Annotated in this window: 18 protein-coding genes; 15 read left to right on the top strand and 3 right to left on the bottom strand. The window is 44.4% G+C overall.

Annotated features, from left to right (window positions below; genetic code table 11):
• Position 1 precedes the first annotated feature (1 nt).
• Positions 2-700, bottom strand: a complete 699-nt coding sequence (locus NST33_RS21880) for a YhcN/YlaJ family sporulation lipoprotein (protein WP_221822012.1) — start codon at positions 698-700, stop codon at positions 2-4.
• A gap of 152 nt (positions 701-852) precedes the next feature.
• Between NST33_RS21880 and NST33_RS21875 the strand changes: the two genes are divergently transcribed.
• Positions 853-2,187 carry a PhoH family protein gene (locus NST33_RS21875; RefSeq protein WP_024628438.1) on the top strand — a complete coding sequence of 445 codons (1,335 nt, stop codon included), beginning with the start codon at positions 853-855 and terminating at the stop codon, positions 2,185-2,187.
• Between the two features lie 221 nt (positions 2,188-2,408).
• Positions 2,409-3,680 (top strand): extracellular solute-binding protein, encoded by a 1,272-nt coding sequence (locus NST33_RS21870; protein WP_339305048.1) that lies wholly within the window; start codon positions 2,409-2,411, stop codon positions 3,678-3,680.
• Between the two features lie 23 nt (positions 3,681-3,703).
• Here the strand turns inward: NST33_RS21870 and NST33_RS21865 are convergent, their stop codons facing one another.
• Positions 3,704-4,783 carry a hypothetical protein gene (locus NST33_RS21865; protein ID WP_339305046.1) on the bottom strand — a complete coding sequence of 360 codons (1,080 nt, stop codon included), beginning with the start codon at positions 4,781-4,783 and terminating at the stop codon, positions 3,704-3,706.
• A 184-nt stretch (positions 4,784-4,967) separates the two neighbouring features.
• Entirely contained in the window at positions 4,968-5,204 is a 237-nt protein-coding gene (locus NST33_RS21860) for a DUF2626 domain-containing protein (protein ID WP_017687281.1), read from the bottom strand.
• Positions 5,205-5,518: 314 nt separating this feature from the next.
• Here NST33_RS21860 and NST33_RS21855 point away from each other — a divergent pair, with 314 nt between their 5' ends.
• The 13 genes from NST33_RS21855 (at position 5,519) to NST33_RS21795 (ending at position 20,922) form a co-directional block, all read left to right on the top strand.
• A complete protein-coding gene (locus NST33_RS21855; RefSeq protein WP_076211575.1) occupies positions 5,519-6,169 on the top strand; it encodes an RsfA family transcriptional regulator in 651 nt (216 codons plus the stop codon).
• Between the two features lie 149 nt (positions 6,170-6,318).
• Complete coding sequence (locus tag NST33_RS21850; RefSeq protein ID WP_339305043.1) at positions 6,319-7,299, top strand: 2-dehydropantoate 2-reductase; 981 nt, start codon at positions 6,319-6,321, stop codon at positions 7,297-7,299.
• Positions 7,278-7,652 carry a DUF3397 domain-containing protein gene (locus tag NST33_RS21845; protein WP_036614898.1) on the top strand — a complete coding sequence of 125 codons (375 nt, stop codon included), beginning with the start codon at positions 7,278-7,280 and terminating at the stop codon, positions 7,650-7,652. Before NST33_RS21850 ends, NST33_RS21845 begins: the two co-directional genes overlap by 22 nt.
• Positions 7,653-7,805: 153 nt before the next feature.
• Complete coding sequence (locus tag NST33_RS21840) at positions 7,806-9,503, top strand: peptide ABC transporter substrate-binding protein (RefSeq protein ID WP_221822019.1); 1,698 nt, start codon at positions 7,806-7,808, stop codon at positions 9,501-9,503.
• A 189-nt stretch (positions 9,504-9,692) separates the two neighbouring features.
• Entirely contained in the window at positions 9,693-10,625 is a 933-nt protein-coding gene (locus NST33_RS21835) for an ABC transporter permease (protein WP_076211567.1), read from the top strand.
• A gap of 2 nt (positions 10,626-10,627) precedes the next feature.
• Positions 10,628-11,554 (top strand): ABC transporter permease, encoded by a 927-nt coding sequence (locus tag NST33_RS21830; protein WP_017687287.1) that lies wholly within the window; start codon positions 10,628-10,630, stop codon positions 11,552-11,554.
• 17 nt (positions 11,555-11,571) lie between these two features.
• Entirely contained in the window at positions 11,572-13,341 is a 1,770-nt protein-coding gene (locus NST33_RS21825) for an ABC transporter ATP-binding protein (RefSeq protein WP_339305041.1), read from the top strand.
• Between the two features lie 157 nt (positions 13,342-13,498).
• Entirely contained in the window at positions 13,499-15,130 is a 1,632-nt protein-coding gene (gene bshC, locus NST33_RS21820; protein WP_221822021.1) for a bacillithiol biosynthesis cysteine-adding enzyme BshC, read from the top strand.
• A 44-nt stretch (positions 15,131-15,174) separates the two neighbouring features.
• Complete coding sequence (locus NST33_RS21815) at positions 15,175-16,440, top strand: adenosylhomocysteinase (RefSeq protein ID WP_221822023.1); 1,266 nt, start codon at positions 15,175-15,177, stop codon at positions 16,438-16,440.
• Positions 16,441-16,713: 273 nt separating this feature from the next.
• Complete coding sequence (gene mraZ / locus NST33_RS21810) at positions 16,714-17,151, top strand: division/cell wall cluster transcriptional repressor MraZ (protein WP_017687291.1); 438 nt, start codon at positions 16,714-16,716, stop codon at positions 17,149-17,151.
• A gap of 18 nt (positions 17,152-17,169) precedes the next feature.
• Positions 17,170-18,120 (top strand): 16S rRNA (cytosine(1402)-N(4))-methyltransferase RsmH, encoded by a 951-nt coding sequence (gene rsmH, locus NST33_RS21805; RefSeq protein WP_221822028.1) that lies wholly within the window; start codon positions 17,170-17,172, stop codon positions 18,118-18,120.
• A gap of 27 nt (positions 18,121-18,147) precedes the next feature.
• On the top strand, positions 18,148-18,576 hold the full coding sequence (locus NST33_RS21800; RefSeq protein WP_339305035.1) for a hypothetical protein: 429 nt from the start codon (positions 18,148-18,150) through the stop codon (positions 18,574-18,576).
• 12 nt (positions 18,577-18,588) lie between these two features.
• On the top strand, positions 18,589-20,922 hold the full coding sequence (locus tag NST33_RS21795) for a penicillin-binding transpeptidase domain-containing protein (RefSeq protein ID WP_339305033.1): 2,334 nt from the start codon (positions 18,589-18,591) through the stop codon (positions 20,920-20,922).

Raw genomic sequence — 20,922 nt, 5'->3', positions numbered from 1 at the left:
ATCACTGGGCTTTTTGTTGTCTTTTGTCAGATGAATGCAGCTGCTGCATTTGTTGTTTTTGATTCACGGGTTCATCCGGATTTTGACGGACTTTGACGTCTTTCGGGAGTTGAGGGATAATTCGTCCCACCATGTCAGCAAGTTCTGAAGCAAAACCGGAGATTGGATGCCCTTGACGAATATGTTCACCGATTTCTTTAATTCGTTCAGTGACATCTGCATCAGCAGTAACGATGGAATCTATACCTTCGGGGTCTTTGCGAAGTGCTTCGGCAACAGCGTACTTAATGGTACCCACCCGAGCACGTTCCAGTTCACCATCAACATCGATGCCAACTACGGCTGTATTACCGAGTATGACGCAGTTCGCATCTTCAACACCTTCCACTTGCTTGGCAAGGGCTTTAAGGTGATTGATTCGTTTTTCATTGGGCATACGGCCATTCTTTGCATCATCCGCAATGTTGGTATCATGGACTTCACCTGTATCCTCATTGAGGCGGTCCAAACGTGAAGGATTCATCCGATCTTCCTGTGCATTAAGCATGTGAGATCCTTTCCTTTGATCTTGCTGAGTTGTTATATTTCCTCCGTAACTTCTTGGATGCGAGGTATGTGGCTCCTGTGAAGCACTGCGTGTGGAACTGTTGCAACCTGTAAGTATAAAGATCAGAAGCAGCGTGCAAACCCATTTTTTCATAAATGTTCATCCTTTCTTGGAGTTTTTCAGAATGGTTGACAATTATTTTGCCCTAGTCGAATACATTTATGTATGGGATCATGATTGTCCATGCCGCTGCTGAAAGATCACACTATCCATGCCTTTAACGACGCCGCTTTGGAGGGGATTGAATGAAAAAGATTTTTGTATTGGATACCAACGTGCTTCTGCATGACCCCAATGCCATATTTGCCTTTGAGGAACATGAGGTAATCATTCCCGCGGTTGTACTGGAGGAGATTGACTCCAAAAAAAGAAATGCCGATGAAATTGGGCGTAATGCCCGTAATGTGTCCAGACTGTTGGATGGATTACGTGAGCTGGGTCACCTGCACAGTGGGGTACCTTTGGCTAATGGAGGTAACCTGAAAGTAGAGCTGAATCATCGGAGTTTCGTGAAAGTTCAGGAAATGTTCGGTGAAGTGTCCAACGATAATCGCATTTTGGCTGTCGCACTGAATTATCAGATTGAGGAGAACGAAAAGGAAGTAGTCGAACGTCAGGTCGTGCTTGTCAGTAAAGATGTACTTGTGCGTATCAAAGCGGATGTACTTGGTCTGTTTACACAGGATTACTTATCAGATCGGACGGCAGGACTCAGTGAGTTATATCCAGGTTATACGGCCCTAAAAGTTCATCCGTCAGTGATTGATGAGTTTTACACATATCGTTTTTTACCAATCAAACCGTTGCAGTTGTCTTATTCGTTGTATCCGAATGAATTTGTCATTCTCAAGGATGAGATGGGAACCAATAAATCGGCTTTGCTTAAAGTGAACACAGAGGGAACAAAGCTGGAGCCGCTTTTCCTCAGTAATGATAATGTCTGGGGTATTAGTGCACGTAACGCACAACAACGCATGGCATTGGAACTGCTTTTGAATGATGACATCCCGCTTGTTACCATCACCGGTAAAGCCGGAACAGGGAAAACCTTGCTGGCACTTGCAGCAGGTCTGCTTAAGGTAGAGGATGATCATAAATACAAAAAACTGTTGATCGCTCGTCCTGTCGTTCCGATGGGGAAAGATATCGGTTACTTGCCTGGTGAGAAGGAAGAAAAACTACGTCCTTGGATGCAGCCGATATATGATAATCTGGAGTTTTTGTTTGATACCAAAAAAGCCGGAGATATCGATAAAATTCTAATGGGGCTTGGCAGTATTCAGGTGGAAGCTTTAACGTATATTCGTGGAAGATCGATACCTGGACAGTTTATCATTATTGATGAAGCCCAGAATCTGTCGCGCCACGAAGTGAAGACCATTGTATCAAGGGTCGGTGAAGGCAGTAAGATTATTTTGATGGGAGACCCCGAACAGATAGACCATCCGTATCTTGATTCTGCCAGTAACGGTCTGACCTATATCGTGGAACGGTTCAAACAAGAGGGAATCAGCGGACACATCATGCTCGAAAAAGGAGAACGGTCCAAGCTGGCACAACTTGCAGCTGATTTATTGTAATATTTAGGGGATTTATTTCCCGGAAAATGTTGTTATCGAAGCCGGCTCCTGGAGCCGGCTTTTTGCTGAAAAAATAAGTAAGCGTTATTACACAGAACACGATATGCTCGTATTATGCAAAAATCCGAAAAAGTGTTTTTCGGCAGGGTAGGACAAGAGTACTACTTATTTGTTACAATAATTGCTGCAGGAAAAAACTAGGTGAGCGGGGAGGGAAGTTAATGAAGCGTAGACATCAGGTTGTTTTGTTCGCGGTATTGCTGCTTTCGTTAACGATCTTGTCACCGAGTTTTGACTTTAGAGGTTCACAGCTTAATCAGGAACGCGATCAGGAGAAGGATGCTTTTCCTGGGTCTTCGTCCCGTAATGAAGATGCTCAAGCTCTGCTGGAGATTGTAGTGGCCATGTCGGATGAGGAGTTTCAAGCTTTTCAAAAAATAGCCAAAGAAGTTGCTGCTTCCCAGCTGGTAGAGATTAATCTTCGGAATGAGAAGCCGGATACATATAAACAAGTTTTGGATCTTGAATTTTCACTGGGAGAGAACGGTGATGTTGTTCTGCTTGATAGTGAGGAAGTGCAATACTATGCCCAAAAAGGGTACTTGTATCCGTTAAATGGAACAACATTATCAAAGTCACTAGGAGATACGATAGTGGGGTTACGGGGAATGACAGAGTGGAATGGTTATCAGTGGGGAATGCCTTTTGATTTTGATCCGTACATTCTGGCTGCACAATCTTCATTTCTGAAGAGAGCTGGTCTGGAGTCATTACCTCGCAATAAAGATCAGTGGGTCAAACTTACTCAACAAGCCATTGCGGAAAGCATCCCTTTAATTACAATGAACATCAATGATATGTACGGAACGAATGCGTGGCTGAATCATTTGGAACCGAGGATGGCACCAGATCAAGTTAAACGAACGAAAATAGATTCGCAAACGGGGGATCTTCAGCAGGGGATTCAGTTGATGAATCAGATTCAGCCCCTTATTAGGCTTGATTCTACCAATTCGGGGTTCTCTCCGACTGCTGACCCGAACGACACACCGATGGTTGTATCATTGTTATCTCAATTATTAAATGCGGATCAAGCGAGTACAGTTGATAAAGATTCTTTGGAGCGGATTTCTTTCGAAACCTTGGATACTGTAAAATCTAGAAGCCTTGTCATTACTGCGGGTTCCGTTGAGGCAGAGGAGGCCAGTAGATGGATTGAAGGAATGACGTCCGCTACGACACAGTTGAAATGGTACCAACAGGTTAACCGGTTGCCCGCAAAGCAGCAGGAACTGGATCTGGAGTCTGAGAAACTCGTTGGACGTTATGACATGACAAAGGGACAATCCTGGTTCTCAACCACCCAAGATGTCCCCGCTGCAACGATCAAAAGTCATGCTCTAATAACTCGTTTTCATCAAAAAGTACAACAATTCTTAAAGGGAGAAATTACAGCGAATCAATACGTAGACAGTATTAAAACGACGAATTAACTTTAAGTTCGTGTTCAACCTCTTTAAAATGATATAGCTAGTTTTACTTCCAGTACGCCTTCATTTGTTGAAACATCGGTTGCTTTGACAAACGACAGGATTTTCTGCGGATAGAACCCAAGGTCAAATTCTCTTTCCAGCATTCCACGAGTCGTATCTGGTAATTCAAGCTGGTTGAATACAAGTTTGTCCACATGAAAACGAATGGAGTTTTGAGGTTCATTTTCTACCGTATAATGTCCTTCAATGCTTAATTGCAACTGATCCCGCTGACCGGAAGCTATAATCTTATCCTGGTTAAACTGAAAGGCAAAGTCTTCAAAGATTGAATTTTGGGAACGCAGAAATGCATTAAGCTCATCCTGCCCAATTCGAATCGTATAGGTTGTTCCAGTCGTGGATATGCCTCCGTTTTGTTTTTGGATAAAATCGGGCAGGTTCTGCATGGCAGATGCCAAAGCTTTGAAATATCGTTTCACCTCATAGATGCCGATATTCTCCCAATAAAGGGTAAGTTCATCCATCAGTTTCTGAATCGCTGCCGCATCTCCGCTGGTGGCTATTTGGGCATCCATTTCTTTTTGCAAGGTGACTACACGTTCCCGCTGGTTTTGAAGATTAGTCTTCATTTCGGTTAATTCTGTTGTAGTCTGACGAATCTGAGTGGAAGTCTGTTGCAGGTTGCGATAACGGTCCTGATACTTGTCCAGCACAGCCTGATCCCGTCCGATAATAATCTGGTAATAATCATACAGTACAAACAGGTCTTTGAATGACCTGGCTCCCAGGACCGTCATGAGGAGGCTGTCTCGTTCTCCTGTGTAGTAGGATCTTACTACAGCTCCGGCCCGATCTTGCTGAATATGTATCTGTTCTTCCTGTTCCTGAAGCTGGACGGATAATGTCTCGTATTGTTGAGCCAGCTGCTTCTGCCTTTCGGCGATGCGTTCGATTTCGTGATCGATTTCAACAATAGATAGACTTTTTTGCAATATCTCACGTGTATCCTCAGGTGAAGACTCTCCATAGGCATGGGCTAAAGGTAGCTGGAGGAATAAAATGATGCATAATATAAAGGCGGCAATGCCGTATTGACGTTTCACCGATCCATTCTCCTTTCCACTTCTTAAATGACTATCGTACAGGCTGGTTGCCTTCCAGACAATATATGAAACAAATACGTGAAATATCCTTAGTGGTTACATAACACCACGAACATTCATTTAATCTGAACACAACAAAAAAGCAACCCGACAGATATCGGATCACTTTGATGCTGCAGGTGGATTAGAGCGGCAACCCCATTTCGAATACGGTCCAGTAGCTGAACCCCGTGAATGTTACGATCATATAACCCCAGAAGAGCAATATGTACGTTCGCTCGGTAAATTTCAAGTATCCCAAAATGACAAAAAACGCAGTCTGCAGGAAAAAAAGCAAAGCCATTTCGACCAGATCTCCCGCAAAAGCCATCAGGCCAATTGCAAGCGTGAAGAACCCGAGTACCCGAAACATGCGTGCCACGGTAAATCCTCCTCTCCTAAGTACGTTCATAGATTGTCTACACAACATTATACCGGGAAAGGAAAAACGTGTAAACAAATTTGGATATGAAAGCGAATTCTTTTTTTGCTAAAAGTAAGTATAGAGGGATATGTTTTGCATATGTCACGTATGAGCAAGCCTGAATGTGGAAATACATTTTAGTATGAAATCAATTCTATGAACTCTATGAGAGGCATAAGAATGAATGAAGCAGCTTTTATACCTAATTCACATACCGGGCTTCCGGTAATGCGGACGGTTATTTTAGGATGTTGTTAGGAGGGTATTATAGCATGACTGCAGTGAGACAGGATGCTTGGAGTACAGAGGACGATTTGATATTGGCTGAGGTTACTTTGCGTCATATTCGGGAAGGCAGTACACAATTGGCCGCTTTTGAAGAGGTGGGCGAAAAAATAGGCAGAACATCTGCCGCATGCGGTTTTCGCTGGAACAGTTGTGTACGTAAAAAGTATGATTCGGCCATCAGTAACGCCAAGGCACAACGACAAAAACGAAGTTATCTCAGAAAGCAGCCAGCTATGCTCGGACCACAGGTTGCAGCATTGTCTACACTGGACACTGAAGAACATCTGTACAAATCAGATGGGATCTCAGACGATTCATTATCGATGGATGCAGTAATCCGCTTCCTGCGACAATGGAAGGGAACAGTGCAGGAGAGTAATCGTCAACTCAAGATGCTGGAGAAGGAGCTTCGGGAGAAAGAAGATGAATTGCTTGAACTACGTCTTGAGAATGACCGTCTCTCCAAGGAAGTGAATGAAGTACAGACGGATTACCGTGTGGTGAATGACGACTACAAAGCTTTGATTCAGATTATGGATCGGGCTCGCAGACTCGCATTTTTGTCCGAAGAAGAAGAGGAACTTAAGACACGTTTCAAGATGGATGCCAACGGGAATCTGGAACGAATTGAATAACAAGTTCAGACGTTTGATTTGTGAAAGTCAGGTATGAACCCGCCACACCTCCGTTACACAACGGCAGGTATGACGGGTTTTTAGTTTGGTGTTTTTGTTCTATTATAGATATTAGAAGGCAACTACTGAAGCGGAGAGGAGTGCATCATATGATCATTGACATCGTAGGAGCGGGGGCACTTGGTCTTTTGTATGGCGGGAAACTGCTGGCATCAGGTAACCAGGTCAGATTTTGGACCAGAACAACAGCTCAGGCAGACCTCCTCAGTCATAATGGAGTAACCATTGTGGAACAAGACGAGGAGATACATATTCTACCGGATCAAATACAGGCGAAACCAGTAAGTGAGCTGACTGACACTTGGAAGAACACACCAGGAGAATGGTTACTGCTCATGGTTAAGCAGACAAGCATTGATGATTTCATTCATGAGATTAGTCCATTACAAGATCATGTGGTGAATATCGCTTGTTTTCAGAATGGGATGGGCCACCTGGCAAAACTTCACGCAGCTTTGCCAAAGTCGCTTCTGTGTAGTGCGGTTACAACAGAAGGTGCGAAGCGTACACAAAGTCAGGTGATTCGTGCAGGTACAGGTGAAACCAGGCTGGGGAGGTACAACACACATATAGTAGCTTCTACCTCTATAGAGGAGAAGAGAACATTTACTCTGTCGGGATCGTTGCAGCAGGCAGGATTTGACTGTACAGTGTCGAATGAAATCGATAAGCTGATATACAGGAAACTATTGATTAATGCAGTCATTAACCCGCTTACAGCACTATGGCGAATCCCTAATGGAGAATTGATCGTCAAGGAAGAACGAAAGAGGTTAATGCGCCAGTTATATGATGAAGTATTGTTAATCTATTCTGCAAGTGGAATATGTTTGGATCAGGATATGTGGGATCAACTACTATCGGTCTGTCGTTCTACTGCCACGAATACTTCCTCCATGCTTGCAGATGTTCTCGCTGGACGTGGTACAGAAGTGAGGTCAATTAACGGTCATATTGTAAGAATGGCACAGAAGTTGGACCTTGTTGCACCTACACATGAAATACTGCTTCATCTGATTGAAGGAATGCAACCGGAAGGAGTGAATGAATGGGACTTTTTATTGTGTTGAGCATATTGCCCTTTTTTCCGTTCTTTCTTGTTTATTGGGGAATGTATGTGTGGAAAAAAGACAAACGCAAAGCATTGCGAATGGCAATGGATGTAACCACTTTTTTTCTTGTATTTTCAGTTTCAGCGTTATTCAACTTAACATTTGATTCGAATTTTGGTTTTTATCTGACATTAATACTCATACTAGTAGCACTTGGATTCATCGGGGGTGCGCAAAATCGACTAAAAGGGAAGGTTGATAGGGGTAGAATGTTCCGGGCCGTATGGCGCATGTCTTTCGTCATCATGAGTTTCGGGTATGTTTTGTTTACTTTATTTGGATTATTTAGATACTTCATGCAACAGATGTAAGGATACATAACGCAAAAAGGCTAAAAAATGTGTCGATTTTGTCGAAAACTGAAAAAAACATTACTTTCTGAAAAAGTAATGTAGATTTTTTTGACCGGTGGTTGTATAATCTATAAACATATAAACCATATCAATTTAGGGGGAACGTGTTAGATGAAAAGGAAAAGTCTATTAGTCCTTTTGACGCTGATTTTGGCGTTCGGTACCGTACTTGCAGCGTGCGGATCGAAAAACGAAGGCACAGGTAACACCGATACTGGTTCTGCAAGCGAAGGAAATGGTCTTGCTAAAGATCAAATTCTGAAAATCAACCTGTCAGCTGAACCTCCTACGTTGGACCCGGCTCAAGCAAAAGACAGCCAAACCAACACAGTTCTGAAATTCTTGTATGAAGGTCTTGTACGCATCGATGCTGATGGCAAAGAACAAGCTGGCGTAGCTAAAGACTGGACAATCTCCGAAGATGGTTTGAAATATGTTTTCAACCTGAACCCGGATGCTAAATGGAGTAACGGTGATGCAATCACTGCCGAAGACTTTGTTCGTTCTTGGGAACGTGCTTTGAAACCGGAAACAGCTTCTCCATATGCATACCAATTGTACTATATTAAAGGCGCTGAAGGTTACAACCTCAGCAAAGATGAAACATACAAAGGTACTAAAGTCACAGATTTCTCACAAGTAGGCGTTAAAGCTACTGATGAGCACACATTGGAAGTAACATTGGAAAACCCAACACCTTACTTCTTGGGTCTGACAGCATTCTACACGTACTACCCAGTACATGCATCTGCTGACACCAATGACAAATTCTTCACAGACTACAAAAACATGATCGTTAACGGACCATTTGTAATGGATCAATACTCTAAAGGTCAAAAAATTGTTGTGAAGAAAAACGATGGTTACCATGCAGCTGCCGATATTAAATTGGCTCAAATCGATATGTCTCTGACAAACAGCAGTGCTTCCGAACTGCAAGCTTACAAATCAGGACAATTGGACTACACTGGTGCACCTAACGGTGAAATTCCATCCGACCAAATTCCTTCTGTAAAAGCGGAATTGCCGGACGAGTTCAAAGCTACTGGTATTGCAAGTACGTACTACTATCAGTTCAACGTAAACGAAGCACCATTTAACAACGTTAAAATCCGTAAAGCATTTGCAATGGCAATTCAGCGTCAGCTGATTGTTGACAAAGTTACACAAGGTGGACAAATTCCAGCATTCGGCTTCGTACCTCCAGGTATCCGTGGTGAAAACGGCGAATTCCGTGATGAGCACAAAGACGATTACTTCACAGAAAATGTGGAAGAAGCTAAAGCATTGCTTGCTGAAGGTATGAAAGAAGAAGGTTACACAACATTGCCAGCTGTTACGTTGATCTACAACACTAGTGATGGTCACGCGAAAATCGCTTTGGCGGTTGCTGACATGTGGAAACAAAATCTTGGTGTTGATGTGAAAACAGAAAACCAAGAGTGGGGCGTATTCCTTGAGAACCGTCAAAACCAAAACTTCCAAGTAGCTCGTGCAGGTTGGTCTGCTGACTACAACGATCCATACAACTTCTTGGAAATGTGGACTACTGGAAACACAAACAATGATTCCAAATTCAGCAACGAACAGTATGACAAAGATGTTAAAGAAACTGTAAAATCTGCTGATCCAGCTGCTCGTATGGCTGCATTTGCTGACGCTGAGAAAATCCTGATTCAAGATGAAATGGGCGTTATGCCAATCTATTATTACACTAACGTATCTTTGACTAAGCCTTACCTGAAAGGCGTACAACTTGATTTCAGTGGAGCTATTGACTACACTCGTGCATATCTGGAAGAGAAATAAGTTGTTCTGAAGTCTAATATGAATACTTCGGGATATATATGTGGAATTCCATATATATCCCGATTTTTTGTATGTGCACCGATTTTCCTTATAATTCTTGAAATTTCCGATAAATGGATTGGACTTTATTTCTGTCTAATTCTACAATCGATTTGTATACAAAATATTGTTTGTGGAGGTGTGCAAGGGTTGGTTAAGTATGTGTTGAAAAAACTATTATTTATGCTGCTATCGCTTTTCATACTCGCATCTGCAACCTTCTTCCTGATGAAGGCTATTCCGGGTGACCCTTTTACATCCGAGAAAAAAGTATCGCCTGAAATTCGGGTCTTGCTGGAACAGAAGTATGGATTGGACAAACCGATGTATGAACAATACCTGAAGTATATGGGTGGAATCCTTAAGGGAGATTTCGGAGTCTCAATGAAATATCTCAATCGAGATGTAGCCGGAATGATCGGCGAAACATTCACCGCTTCGTTGAAGCTTGGCGTGTTTGCAATTGTTATCTCCATTATCGTGGGTGTTCTGCTGGGGCTTATTGCTGCAGTTTACCATCGTAAACTCATTGATGATATCACGATGATCCTGGCTGTCATAGGTATAGCTGTTCCGAGCTTCTTGCTGGCGTCACTATTGCAGTATCTCTTTGCTACTAAATTAGGCTGGTTTAACGTTATGGGCTTTGATGGTCCATTGGATTACGTTCTTCCGGTTGCAGCGTTATCTGCATCTCCGATTGCATTTATCGCTCGTTTGACGCGTTCGAGCATGCTTGAAGTCTTACATGCTGATTATATCAAAACAGCTAAAGCCAAAGGTCTGAAATGGCCTGCAATTATGTTTAAACACGTTGTAAGAAACGGTATTCTACCAGTAGTAACTTATGTTGGTCCAATGACAGCGAATATCATCACAGGTTCCGTTGTAATTGAACAGATCTTTAACATCGGGGGAATTGGTAAAGTATTCGTAGAGAGTATCACAAACCGTGATTACACTATGATCATGGGGATTACAATTTTCTATGGTATCCTCCTGATGTTGGCTCGTTTCTTTACGGATATCGCTTACGTGCTGATTGATCCTAGAATTAAGCTGGAAAGCCGGAAGGGGGCATAACGTTGTCTGGCACGAATAATAAAAAGAATGAAACGGCGAACACGAACCTGACTAGTCAGGCAGCGGTTAAACCGCAAGAAAGTGTATCCCTTTTTAAAGATGCCATGTACAGACTTGCAACCAATAAGGCTGCAATGATCAGTCTGAGCGTGTTGGTTCTTGTCGTGATTTTCTCTTTGATTGGTCCAACTTCTTTGTTTACAAGTTATAATTATTATTCCAATGATTTGTTGAATGCCAATGCAGCACCGAGTGCGGAGCACTGGTTCGGTACGGACGAGCTTGGTCGCGACGTGTGGGTAAGAACTTGGGTAGGAGCACGTGTATCCCTTACTGTAGGTTTGGCCGCAGCCTTGATTGACCTTGTTATCGGGGTTATTTATGGAGCGATCATGGGTTTCTACGGTGGACGTGTAGATGGAATTATGAACAAGTTTTCTGAAATCCTCTACTCCTTGCCGTACATGCTTGTTGTAATTTTGTTACTGGTTGTACTGGAACCAAGTCTAACAACGATTATCATTGCCCTCACCATCACAGGCTGGATCAGCATGTCATGGATTGTGCGTGGTGAAATTATGCAACTCAAAAACAGAGACTTTATTCTTGCTGCAAGGTCCATGGGAGCAAGCACAGGGCGTCAATTGTTCCGTCATTTGTTGCCCAATGCAATAGGACCGATTCTTGTAACATTGACGTTGTCCATTCCAAATGCAATCTTTGCCGAAGCGTTCCTGAGCTTCCTTGGATTGGGTGTATCAGCACCAAGATCTTCACTAGGTTCTATGATCAATGATGCACTTACAGGCTGGACGCTATTCCCGTGGCGGATGTGGTTCCCAGCAGGTCTGATGGTTCTTACAATGCTTGCATTTAACTTGCTCGGAGACGGTCTGCGTGACGCACTCGATCCGAAATTACGTAAATAGAAACAGGAGGTGGGATTATGGAGCCGATTTTAACTGTCAAAGACCTGAGTGTGTCGTTCTCAACACGTTCTGGTGAATTTGATGCCGTTAAACATGTGAGTTTTGAACTTGGCAAAGGAGAGACGCTGGGGATCGTAGGTGAATCGGGTAGTGGTAAGAGTGTTACCGCCCAAACCATCATGAAATTGATTCCCTCCCCGCCTTCGAAGGTCAAAAGCGGAGAAATTACTTTTCACGGGCAAGACCTGCTGAATAAGACAGACAAACAAATGGAAGCGATTCGTGGTAAAGATATCGGTATGATCTTCCAAGATCCAATGACTTCATTGAATCCTACTATTAAAATTGGTAAACAAATTACCGAAGTATTGCGCAAGCACCAGAACATGTCCAAACAAGCGGCGAATAAAGCGGCTTTGGAGATGCTTGAACTTGTAGGTATTAAAAATGCGGCTATTCGCATGAATCATTATCCACACCAATTCTCTGGTGGTATGCGTCAGCGTGCCATGATTGCGATCGCACTTGCATGTCGTCCATCCCTTCTGATTGCGGATGAACCGACAACTGCACTTGACGTTACAATTCAGGCTCAAATTCTGGATGTCATGAAAGACATGCAGCAAAAGCTGGGAACATCGATCATGCTGATTACGCATGACCTTGGTGTCGTAGCGGGTATGTGTGACCGTGTTGTTGTTATGAAGGAAGGCGAAGTTGTTGAAACAGGAACAACTGCTGAAATCTTTAGTAACCCTCAACATCCATACACCATTAAATTGCTGAATGCTTTGCCTCGTCTGAACGAGCCCAAAAAGGAAAAACCAGCTCCGGCTGGTATTATCAAAGGCAGCAATAAGCCTCTGGTACAAGTGAAAAACTTGAAACAGTACTTTAATTTGGGTAAAGGTAACATTCTCAAAGCGGTCAATGACGTAAGCTTTGATATCTTTGAAGGTGAAACACTTGGCGTTGTAGGCGAGTCTGGCTGTGGTAAATCCACAACAGGTCGTACCATTCTGCGTCTTTATGAGCCAACTGGCGGAAATGTTAACTTCAACGGAACGGATATCTACAAGTTGTCCCCGCGCAAAATGAAAGAAATGCGTAAAGATATGCAGATGATCTTCCAAGATCCATATGCATCTCTTAACCCGCGTTTCAATGTTATGGATATTATCGGGGAGTCCCTCGATATTCATGGTCTGGCTTCCAGCTCTAAAGAGCGCAAGAGACGAGTGGAGGAACTGCTTGATCTGGTAGGTTTGAATCCAAGTCATGCTCTTCGTTATCCACATGAATTCTCCGGTGGTCAAAGACAACGGATCGGGATTGCGCGTGCACTTGCTGTAGACCCTAAATTCATCATCTGTGATGAGCCATTGTCTGCACTGGATGTATCCATTCAGGCGCAGGTCGTGAAATTGCTTGAAGAACTTCAGCAACGTCTCGGCTTGACTTACCTGTTTATCGCGCATGACTTGTCGATGGTTAAACATATCAGTGACCGTGTCGCTGTAATGTACATGGGTAAAGTGGTTGAGCTCGCAGAAAGTGAAGAACTGTATGCGAACCCTATCCACCCTTATACCAAAACATTGCTCTCAGCAATCCCTGTACCTGATCCGGAAGTGGAAGCGAACAAACGTCGCATCTTGCTGCCGGAAGAGCATATGAGCCCGATTCAGAATGGATCTGGTGGTCCTGCAAATGACCCGTACAACCTGGAAAATGCTCAATTGATTGAGGTTTCCAAAGGTCACTGGGTTGCAGAACCTTACGTATAATAGGAATATTAAAGCGATATGCTATTATTGATGTATTAAATGCCGCCGACTTGTTCGGCGGTTTTTTTCGTATTTTAATCACTTTCTTTTGACGAAGCGGCCTTGAATTCGGTACAATCAAGAAAGGCTCTTTGAAGCAGAATAGGAGGCAGACCTCATGAACGGTATTACCGAGGCACTCCGCAGCGGATCAAGACTTGCAGAAGAATATATCTGTTCAAGAGATGCTGCGCGTGGCCTTTACGAGTATGACATTCGCTGGGAATCAGGACTTCAGGCGCGTGCCGAGTGGCTGGACCAATCGGAAAACACACGTATTGATCGTCGTGATCTGGCAGAGTATTTACGTATATATAATAAGCGGGTGAACGACCATGGAGAGGTTCATGCGTCTATCACACGTCTTGCAGAACAAGATGCACTCGTAGTTACAGGAGGACAGCAGAGCGGTCTGCTCACCGGACCCCTGTTCGTCATATACAAAGCCGCCAGCGTAGTGGCAGCTGCGCGTGAAGCGGAAGAAAGACTTCAACGCCCGGTAGTCCCAGTATTTTGGATTGCCGGTGAAGACCATGACTGGGATGAGGTTAACCACACATATCTACCTGATCATCAGGGAGACATGAAGAAGGTTAAGTTACAAGGACGATTCGCAGGAAGGGATTCTGTGAGTAATGTTCATGTGGATAAACAGCAGTGGATGAATGTACTCGAACAGGTGGAACATCTTTTACCTGATACGATACATAAACCAGGACTGATGAAATGTATCACAGAGATCCATCAATCCAGTTCAAATCTGAGTGATGCATTTGCCCGCATGATATCTGCCTTGTTTGCCAGCAGTGGACTTGTTCTAATGGATGCATCGGATCCAGATTTACGCAGGTTGGAACAGCCCGTGTTTGAGCGGTTGATACGAAAAAATGCAGTGCTGCGCAACGCATACACACAAGGTGCTTCGCAGGTACAACAAGCTGGTTATGCTATGCCTGCCGAAGTAGCAGAGGATGGAGCCAATCTGTTCTACATTCATGAAGGTGCGCGTCTACTCTTGTTGTTGAAGGACGGGTTATATAGTGATCGCAAAGGTTTGGTTTCTTTTACAGAGGAACGTTTGCTTCAGGAACTGGGAGAACATCCGGAGCGCTTCAGTAACAATGTACTGACACGACCATTAATGCAAGATTCCGTGCTGCCTGTAGCCGCTGTTATTTTGGGGCAAGGTGAAATTGCATATTGGGGTTTGACTCGGGAGGCATTCCGTCAGTTCGGCCTGCAAATGCCCATTTTGTTGCCGCGGTTGTCTTTCACCATTATGGAAGATATTCATCACAAACATATGAAACAATATGGGCTTTCTTTTCAAGATGTTCAATATCATATAGAAGAAAAGAAGGAGCAGTGGCTCGCACAGCAGGAGACGTTCCAGGTAGATGAACAGTTTGACAAGGTTCAGGAGGCGTTTCTTGATCTGTATGGACCGTTGCTAGATGAGATCGCAGAGATTCATCCGGGGCTGGAACGAATTGGCGATACCAATTTGAGTAAAATCAACGAGCAAATGCAGTATCTGAAACAGCAGACTCACAAAGCTATCGAAGATAAACACAATGTGAGTCTAAGGCACTGGAACGGCATTCAGAACTCCTTATTCCCAACGGGCAAACCACAGGAACGAGTACATAATGCACTCTTTTACCTGAATCGTTATGGCACCGAGTGGATCGATGAACTGATTAAGGACTCAAGTGAATTCCTTGGAGAGCATAAGGTTATTGCACTGTAGAGCCCTTTATAATAGAAGAAACACATAAATGAGGAGGATATGAAATGACTACACCTGCATTGCAAAACAGTATTGTTAAAGATATGGGACTCGCTTCAGAGGGTCACCTGAAAATTGATTGGGTAGAAGCGCATATGCCGGTACTGAACCGCATTCGTCGCCAGTTCGAACAGGATCTGCCCTTCAAAGGTTTGAAGGTTGCCATTTGTCTTCATCTGGAAGCGAAAACAGCTTACTTGGCAAAAGTGATCCAAGCGGGTGGGGCGGAAGTAACGATTACGCACAGCAACCCATTGTCTACACAAGATGATGTTTGCGCAGCATTGGTGGAAGACGGCGTTACGGTGTATGCGAAGTACAATCCGGAGCCTGCGGAATTCAAAACATTGCAACTGCGTGCGCTTGAGGTGAAGCCTGATCTCATTATTGATGATGGTGGAGACTTTGCAACCATCATTGCATCCGAGCGCCCTGACCTCGCAGCAACCATTCGCGGAGGAGCAGAAGAAACGACAACGGGTATTATTCGTTTGAAAGCATTGGCGAAAGAAGGCCAATTGAAGTTTCCGATGGTTGCGGTTAATGACGCATACTGCAAGTATCTGTTTGACAATCGCTACGGTACGGGACAATCTGCATTCGACGGGATTATTCGTACAACCAACCTAGTTATCGCTGGTAAAAACGTAGTGGTAGCAGGTTATGGCTGGTGTGGTAAAGGTGTAGCGATGCGCGCCAAAGGTCTTGGTGCAAATGTGATCGTAACCGAGATCGATCCAATCAAAGCGGTAGAAGCACACATGGACGGATTCCGGGTCATGACGATGGTAGAAGCCGCCAAATTGGGCGATTTCTTTATTGCAGTTACAGGCAATAAGGATGTTATCACAGGTGAGCATTACGATGTGATGAAGGACGGAGCGATCCTGAGTAATGCAGGTCACTTTGATGTTGAAGTGAATAAACCTGAACTGGCTAAACGTTCGGAATCGATTCGCACAGTTCGTCGCAACATTGAGGAATATCGCTTCAAAGATGGTCGTAAAATGTACCTTCTTGCAGAAGGTCGTCTTGTGAACCTGGGTGCAGCAGATGGTCACCCTGCCGAAATCATGGATACGACGTTTGCCCTGCAGGCACTTGGTCTGCGTTATGTAAGTGAAAATTATGAAAACTTGGGTAATAACGTTGTTAATGTACCTTATGATATTGACCAGCAGGTTGCCAGCTATAAACTTGAAAGCCTGAATATTGGCATCGACTCCTTGTCAGCTGAGCAAGAGAAATACCTGGATAGCTGGAAATTTTAAGCTTTATCCAATAATTACAAGCTGATGAAATGATTCAATAGGTATAGAATGGTTTATTGATGATATGGCTCATGTGCGGGTAGACATACGATTGCCCGTTTACGGGAAGCGTCTTTGATCCTGAGTGACAGGATCAAGGACGTTTTTTTATGCTGAAAATTTAAAAAATCAAGTCATGCAAGAAGGGTTTTGATTTTTTTGTGCGAATCTATTATGCTTAGGTGGTGGAAAGTGGGGCAAAGTGGGAGAAACGGGTGAGGAGTGAGTGGGCCAATGTTTATGGGGGAGTTCCAACATAGCATTGATGATAAGGGTCGGGTTATCATTCCGGCTAAATTCCGCGAATCTCTGGGACCGTCTTTCGTTGTCACACGGGGTTTGGACCAGTGCCTTTTCGTGTACCCCATGGAGGAGTGGGGGGTCATGGAACAGAAGCTCAAAGCACTGCCATTGATGAAATCTGATGCACGTGCGTTTACCCGGTTTTTTTTCTCGGGTGCAACCGAATGTGAACTGGACAAACAGGGCAGGGTAAATCTGCCGGGCAATTTAAGAGAGTATGCCAAGCTGGACAAGGATTGTGTTGTTCTTGGCGTGTCAAACCGGGTGGAGATTTGGAGCAAAGGCATATGGGAGAGTTATTTCAATCAATCCGAAGAAGCATTCAACGACATTGCCGAAAAGCTGGTCGATTTTAATTTTGATTTATAAAGTCAGGAGGGGTGCAGGTTGTTTCACCACATAACCGTACTCAAAGAAGAGGCAACAGAGGGATTAAACATCAAGCAGGACGGTATATACGTGGACTGCACTTTAGGCGGTGGCGGACATAGCTCCGTGATTGCTTCCAAGCTCGGTCCAGGGGGACGTCTGATCGCACTTGATCAGGATGATTGGGCTTTGGATAATGCTCGCGAGAAGCTCGCTGCTTATGGAGAACATGTAACATTGGTGAAAACCAATTTTCGAGATCTGGAACAGGTACTCAAGGATCTGGATGTACCAATGAAGGATGGTGCACCACAGGTCGATGGTATTTTGTACGACTTGGGTGTGTCATCTCCGCAATTTGATGAAGGAGAACGTGGGTTCAGCTACAATCACGATGCTCCGCTCGATATGCGAATGGATCAGGATGCAATGCTGACGGCTAAAGAGATTGTGAATGAGTGGCCAGAAGAAGAGATTGCTCGAATTTTGTATCGCTATGGTGAAGAGAAGTTTTCGAGAAGAATTGCCCGTGTTATCGTCGGAAAACGAGCGCAGTCTACCATTGAGACGACAGGAGAACTCGTGGAACTGATCAAGGAAGGCATCCCGGCGGCAGCTCGCCGTACCGGTGGACATCCTGCCAAACGCAGCTTCCAGGCATTACGCATTGCCGTCAACGATGAGTTAGGTGCCTTTGAAGAAGGCTTGCATCAGGCTGTTCGTTGTCTGGCACCAGGAGGACGTGTATCTGTTATTACCTTCCACTCCCTTGAGGATCGGATATGTAAACAGATTTTCAGCAGTTATCTGGAAAAATGTACATGTCCACCCGATTTTCCGTTGTGTGTATGCGGCGGCAAAGGGACCCTGCGTTTAGTTAACAGAAAACCGTTGATTCCAACGGAAACGGAATTGACCGAAAATTCACGTGCTCGTTCAGCCAAGCTGCGCGTAGCCGAGAAATTGTAGATCAAGAGTGGAGGAGAGAATCGGAGTATGGCATATACACGTGGTAATCTCGCTGTAAAAGAAAAAGCGTCCCAGGAACGTGTGACCCAGCAACGATACAAAGAAACCACCAAAGTGGTGACCCGTCGTACGGGTCTTCCGGCACGCGAGAAGATTCTGTATCTGATTACCTTAGTTGCAGTTATCCTGGTTGGAGGAGCCTTGATGTCTCGTTATGCTCATATCTATGATCTGAACAAGCAGGCTCAGTCCACTATTTCGGATATCAAAGGGTATGAAAAGACGATTGCAGACCTGCAGGTGGAAAAAGAAACATTGAACAACCAGGTCATCGAAAATGCAAAACAACTTGGTTACGTTGAAGCATCCGGTAAGGATGTCATTTATGTACCTCGCTCAACAAGTACGAATTCAACTGGTACTGAGTCGTCCTCGAATACAGCAAGCAGTAAGTAAAGAGGTGTTCCGATGATAAAAAGAATAAAGATGCGCACGTTGCTTATAGGGGGATGTATTACCCTCTTTTTTCTTGTACTCGTAACCCGAATCTTTTTCATTCAAGTTGTGAATGGCGGTGTATGGCAGGAACGGGCAGCCGGTTTGGTAGAGCGGGAACAGACGATTAAGGCTGCACGTGGAACGATTACGGATCGAAACGGTAACATTTTGGCTACTGACGCGCCTGCATATACGGTTTCCGTTAATCCGTTATTAATTAATGAACTCGGAATCCAGGATGTTGTTACGGAGAAGCTCTCTGCCCTTCTTGGGAAAAATGAGAGTGAGATGCGTGCTTTGGTCACAGCGAAGAAAAAAGATGGTGAGTTTTTTCAACAGCGTGAAGTACGTAGTGAAGGATATAAAATAAGTCCTGAACTTGCGGCACAAGTCAACGAGTTGCGTGAAGAACTGCAAGATGAATATAAGGCGCGTAATGCAATTGTGATGACTCAGGAGTCGAAGCGTTTTTACCCTGAAGAAACACTTGCTTCTCACCTCTTGGGATATATGAGCCGTGATGGAAAAGCTGTCAATGGACTTGAAGTCTCATATGATGAAACACTGACAGGTACAGACGGATATCTGAATTATCAGAAAGATGCCAAAGGCATCAAACTTCCGGATTCACAGGATAACTATCTGCCACCTCAGAACGGTAAGAACCTTACGCTGACCATCGATGATACGATCCAGTTCTACATTGAGGATGCAATGAAAGAAGCCGTCGCCAAGTATAATCCATTGAGCATGACGGTCATTGCTGCGGACCCAAATACGATGGAGATTCTAGGGATGGCTAACTGGCCAACTTTTAATCCGAATACGTATGGGAGTACACCTGATCAAAGGAATTTTATCAACCATGCTACGCAATCCATCTATGAGCCAGGGAGTACATTCAAAATAGTGACGCTAGCAGGGGCTGTTGAAGAAAAACTTTTCGATCCCAATGCAAGTTTTGAATCCAAACGCATGTATATCGGTGGTTTCCCAATTAGTGACAATGGTCATTCCTATGGTTGGATCTCGTATCTCGAAGGTGTCAAACGGTCAAGTAACATTGCTTTTGTTAACTTGGGTTACAACATGCTTGGCGGTGAACGTCTGCGTCATTACATAGACGAATTCGGTTTCGGCAAAAAGACGGGTATTGATCTGCCGAACGAGGCAGCGTCCCCGATCAAGCCACTGGTTTACAAATCCGAGATTGCTACTGCTGCTTACGGACACGGTCTGGTACAGGTAACACCAATTCAACAGGTCGCAGCAATCTCTGCGATTGCCAACGGTGGCAAATTGCTGGAGCCACATCTGGTGAAGGAGATCAAGAACCCGAATGATGGGACAACGGAAGTCATCAAACCCAAAGTTGTTCGTCAGGTGATTTCCAAGGAATCTTCCAAACTGGTGAGTGGTTATCTGGAACAAGTCGTTGCAGACCAAACGATTGGTACCGGTCGTAACGCCTATATTGAAGGTTACCGTGTAGCTGGTAAGACAGGTACGGCAAGAAAGGTTGTTAACGGAGCATACAGCAAGTCGAAAGACGTTGTATCGTTTATTGGATTCGCGCCCGTGAATAATCCGAAGATTGCTATACTTGTTGTCATTGACCAACCGGATGGAACCAACATTGGGGGAGGAACTGCAGCTGCCCCGGTGTTCAAAAAGATTGTCAGCCAGACTCTTCAATACATGGGAATACCCAAAGATACAGCCAAAACTCCTGACAAAAAGTCAAAAGAAGTCTCGGTCGTGCAAGCCAAGGCGCCTGACTTGAGTGGCAAGACAGCCAAACAAGCCAGAAGCCAGCTTCTAAGCGCAGGTATTGCTTATGTGACTCTTGGTCAAGGTGATAATGTAATTCGGCAGTATCCGGTTGCTGGCGCCTCTATGAATCCAGGCCAACGAATCTATCTGCTAACGGAAGAAAGCAGCAAGATGAAGATTCCCGATCTAACAGGTGAATCTCTCCGTGATGCCCTTGAAGTACTTTCTCTCATGAAGGTGGGGGTTACGGTCAAGGGTGAGGGCTATGTCGTGAAGCAAACCGAGCAGGTCGCAGGTGAGCAGAGAACTGTACAGTTGAACTTGCAAACTGCCAAAGCTGCAGTGACAGGTATAGCCGATGAGGCTCCAATCTCTTCTGATCCGTCGTCAGAAGCTGAAGTGAAGGAACAAGAGGCTTCGGCCGGAGAAGCTAAAACCGACGAAACAGACGAAACAGATAACAACAAAGCTCCTGCCAATGAATCCGAATCCTCTGACGATCCAGCAACAAACGGAGCTTCGCTTCCTTAG

This window comes from Paenibacillus sp. FSL L8-0435 (assembly GCF_037965655.1).
Taxonomy (GTDB): domain Bacteria; phylum Bacillota; class Bacilli; order Paenibacillales; family Paenibacillaceae; genus Paenibacillus.
The sequence above is the reverse complement of the archived record's forward strand: the minus strand, read 5'-3'. Positions and strand labels throughout refer to the sequence as shown.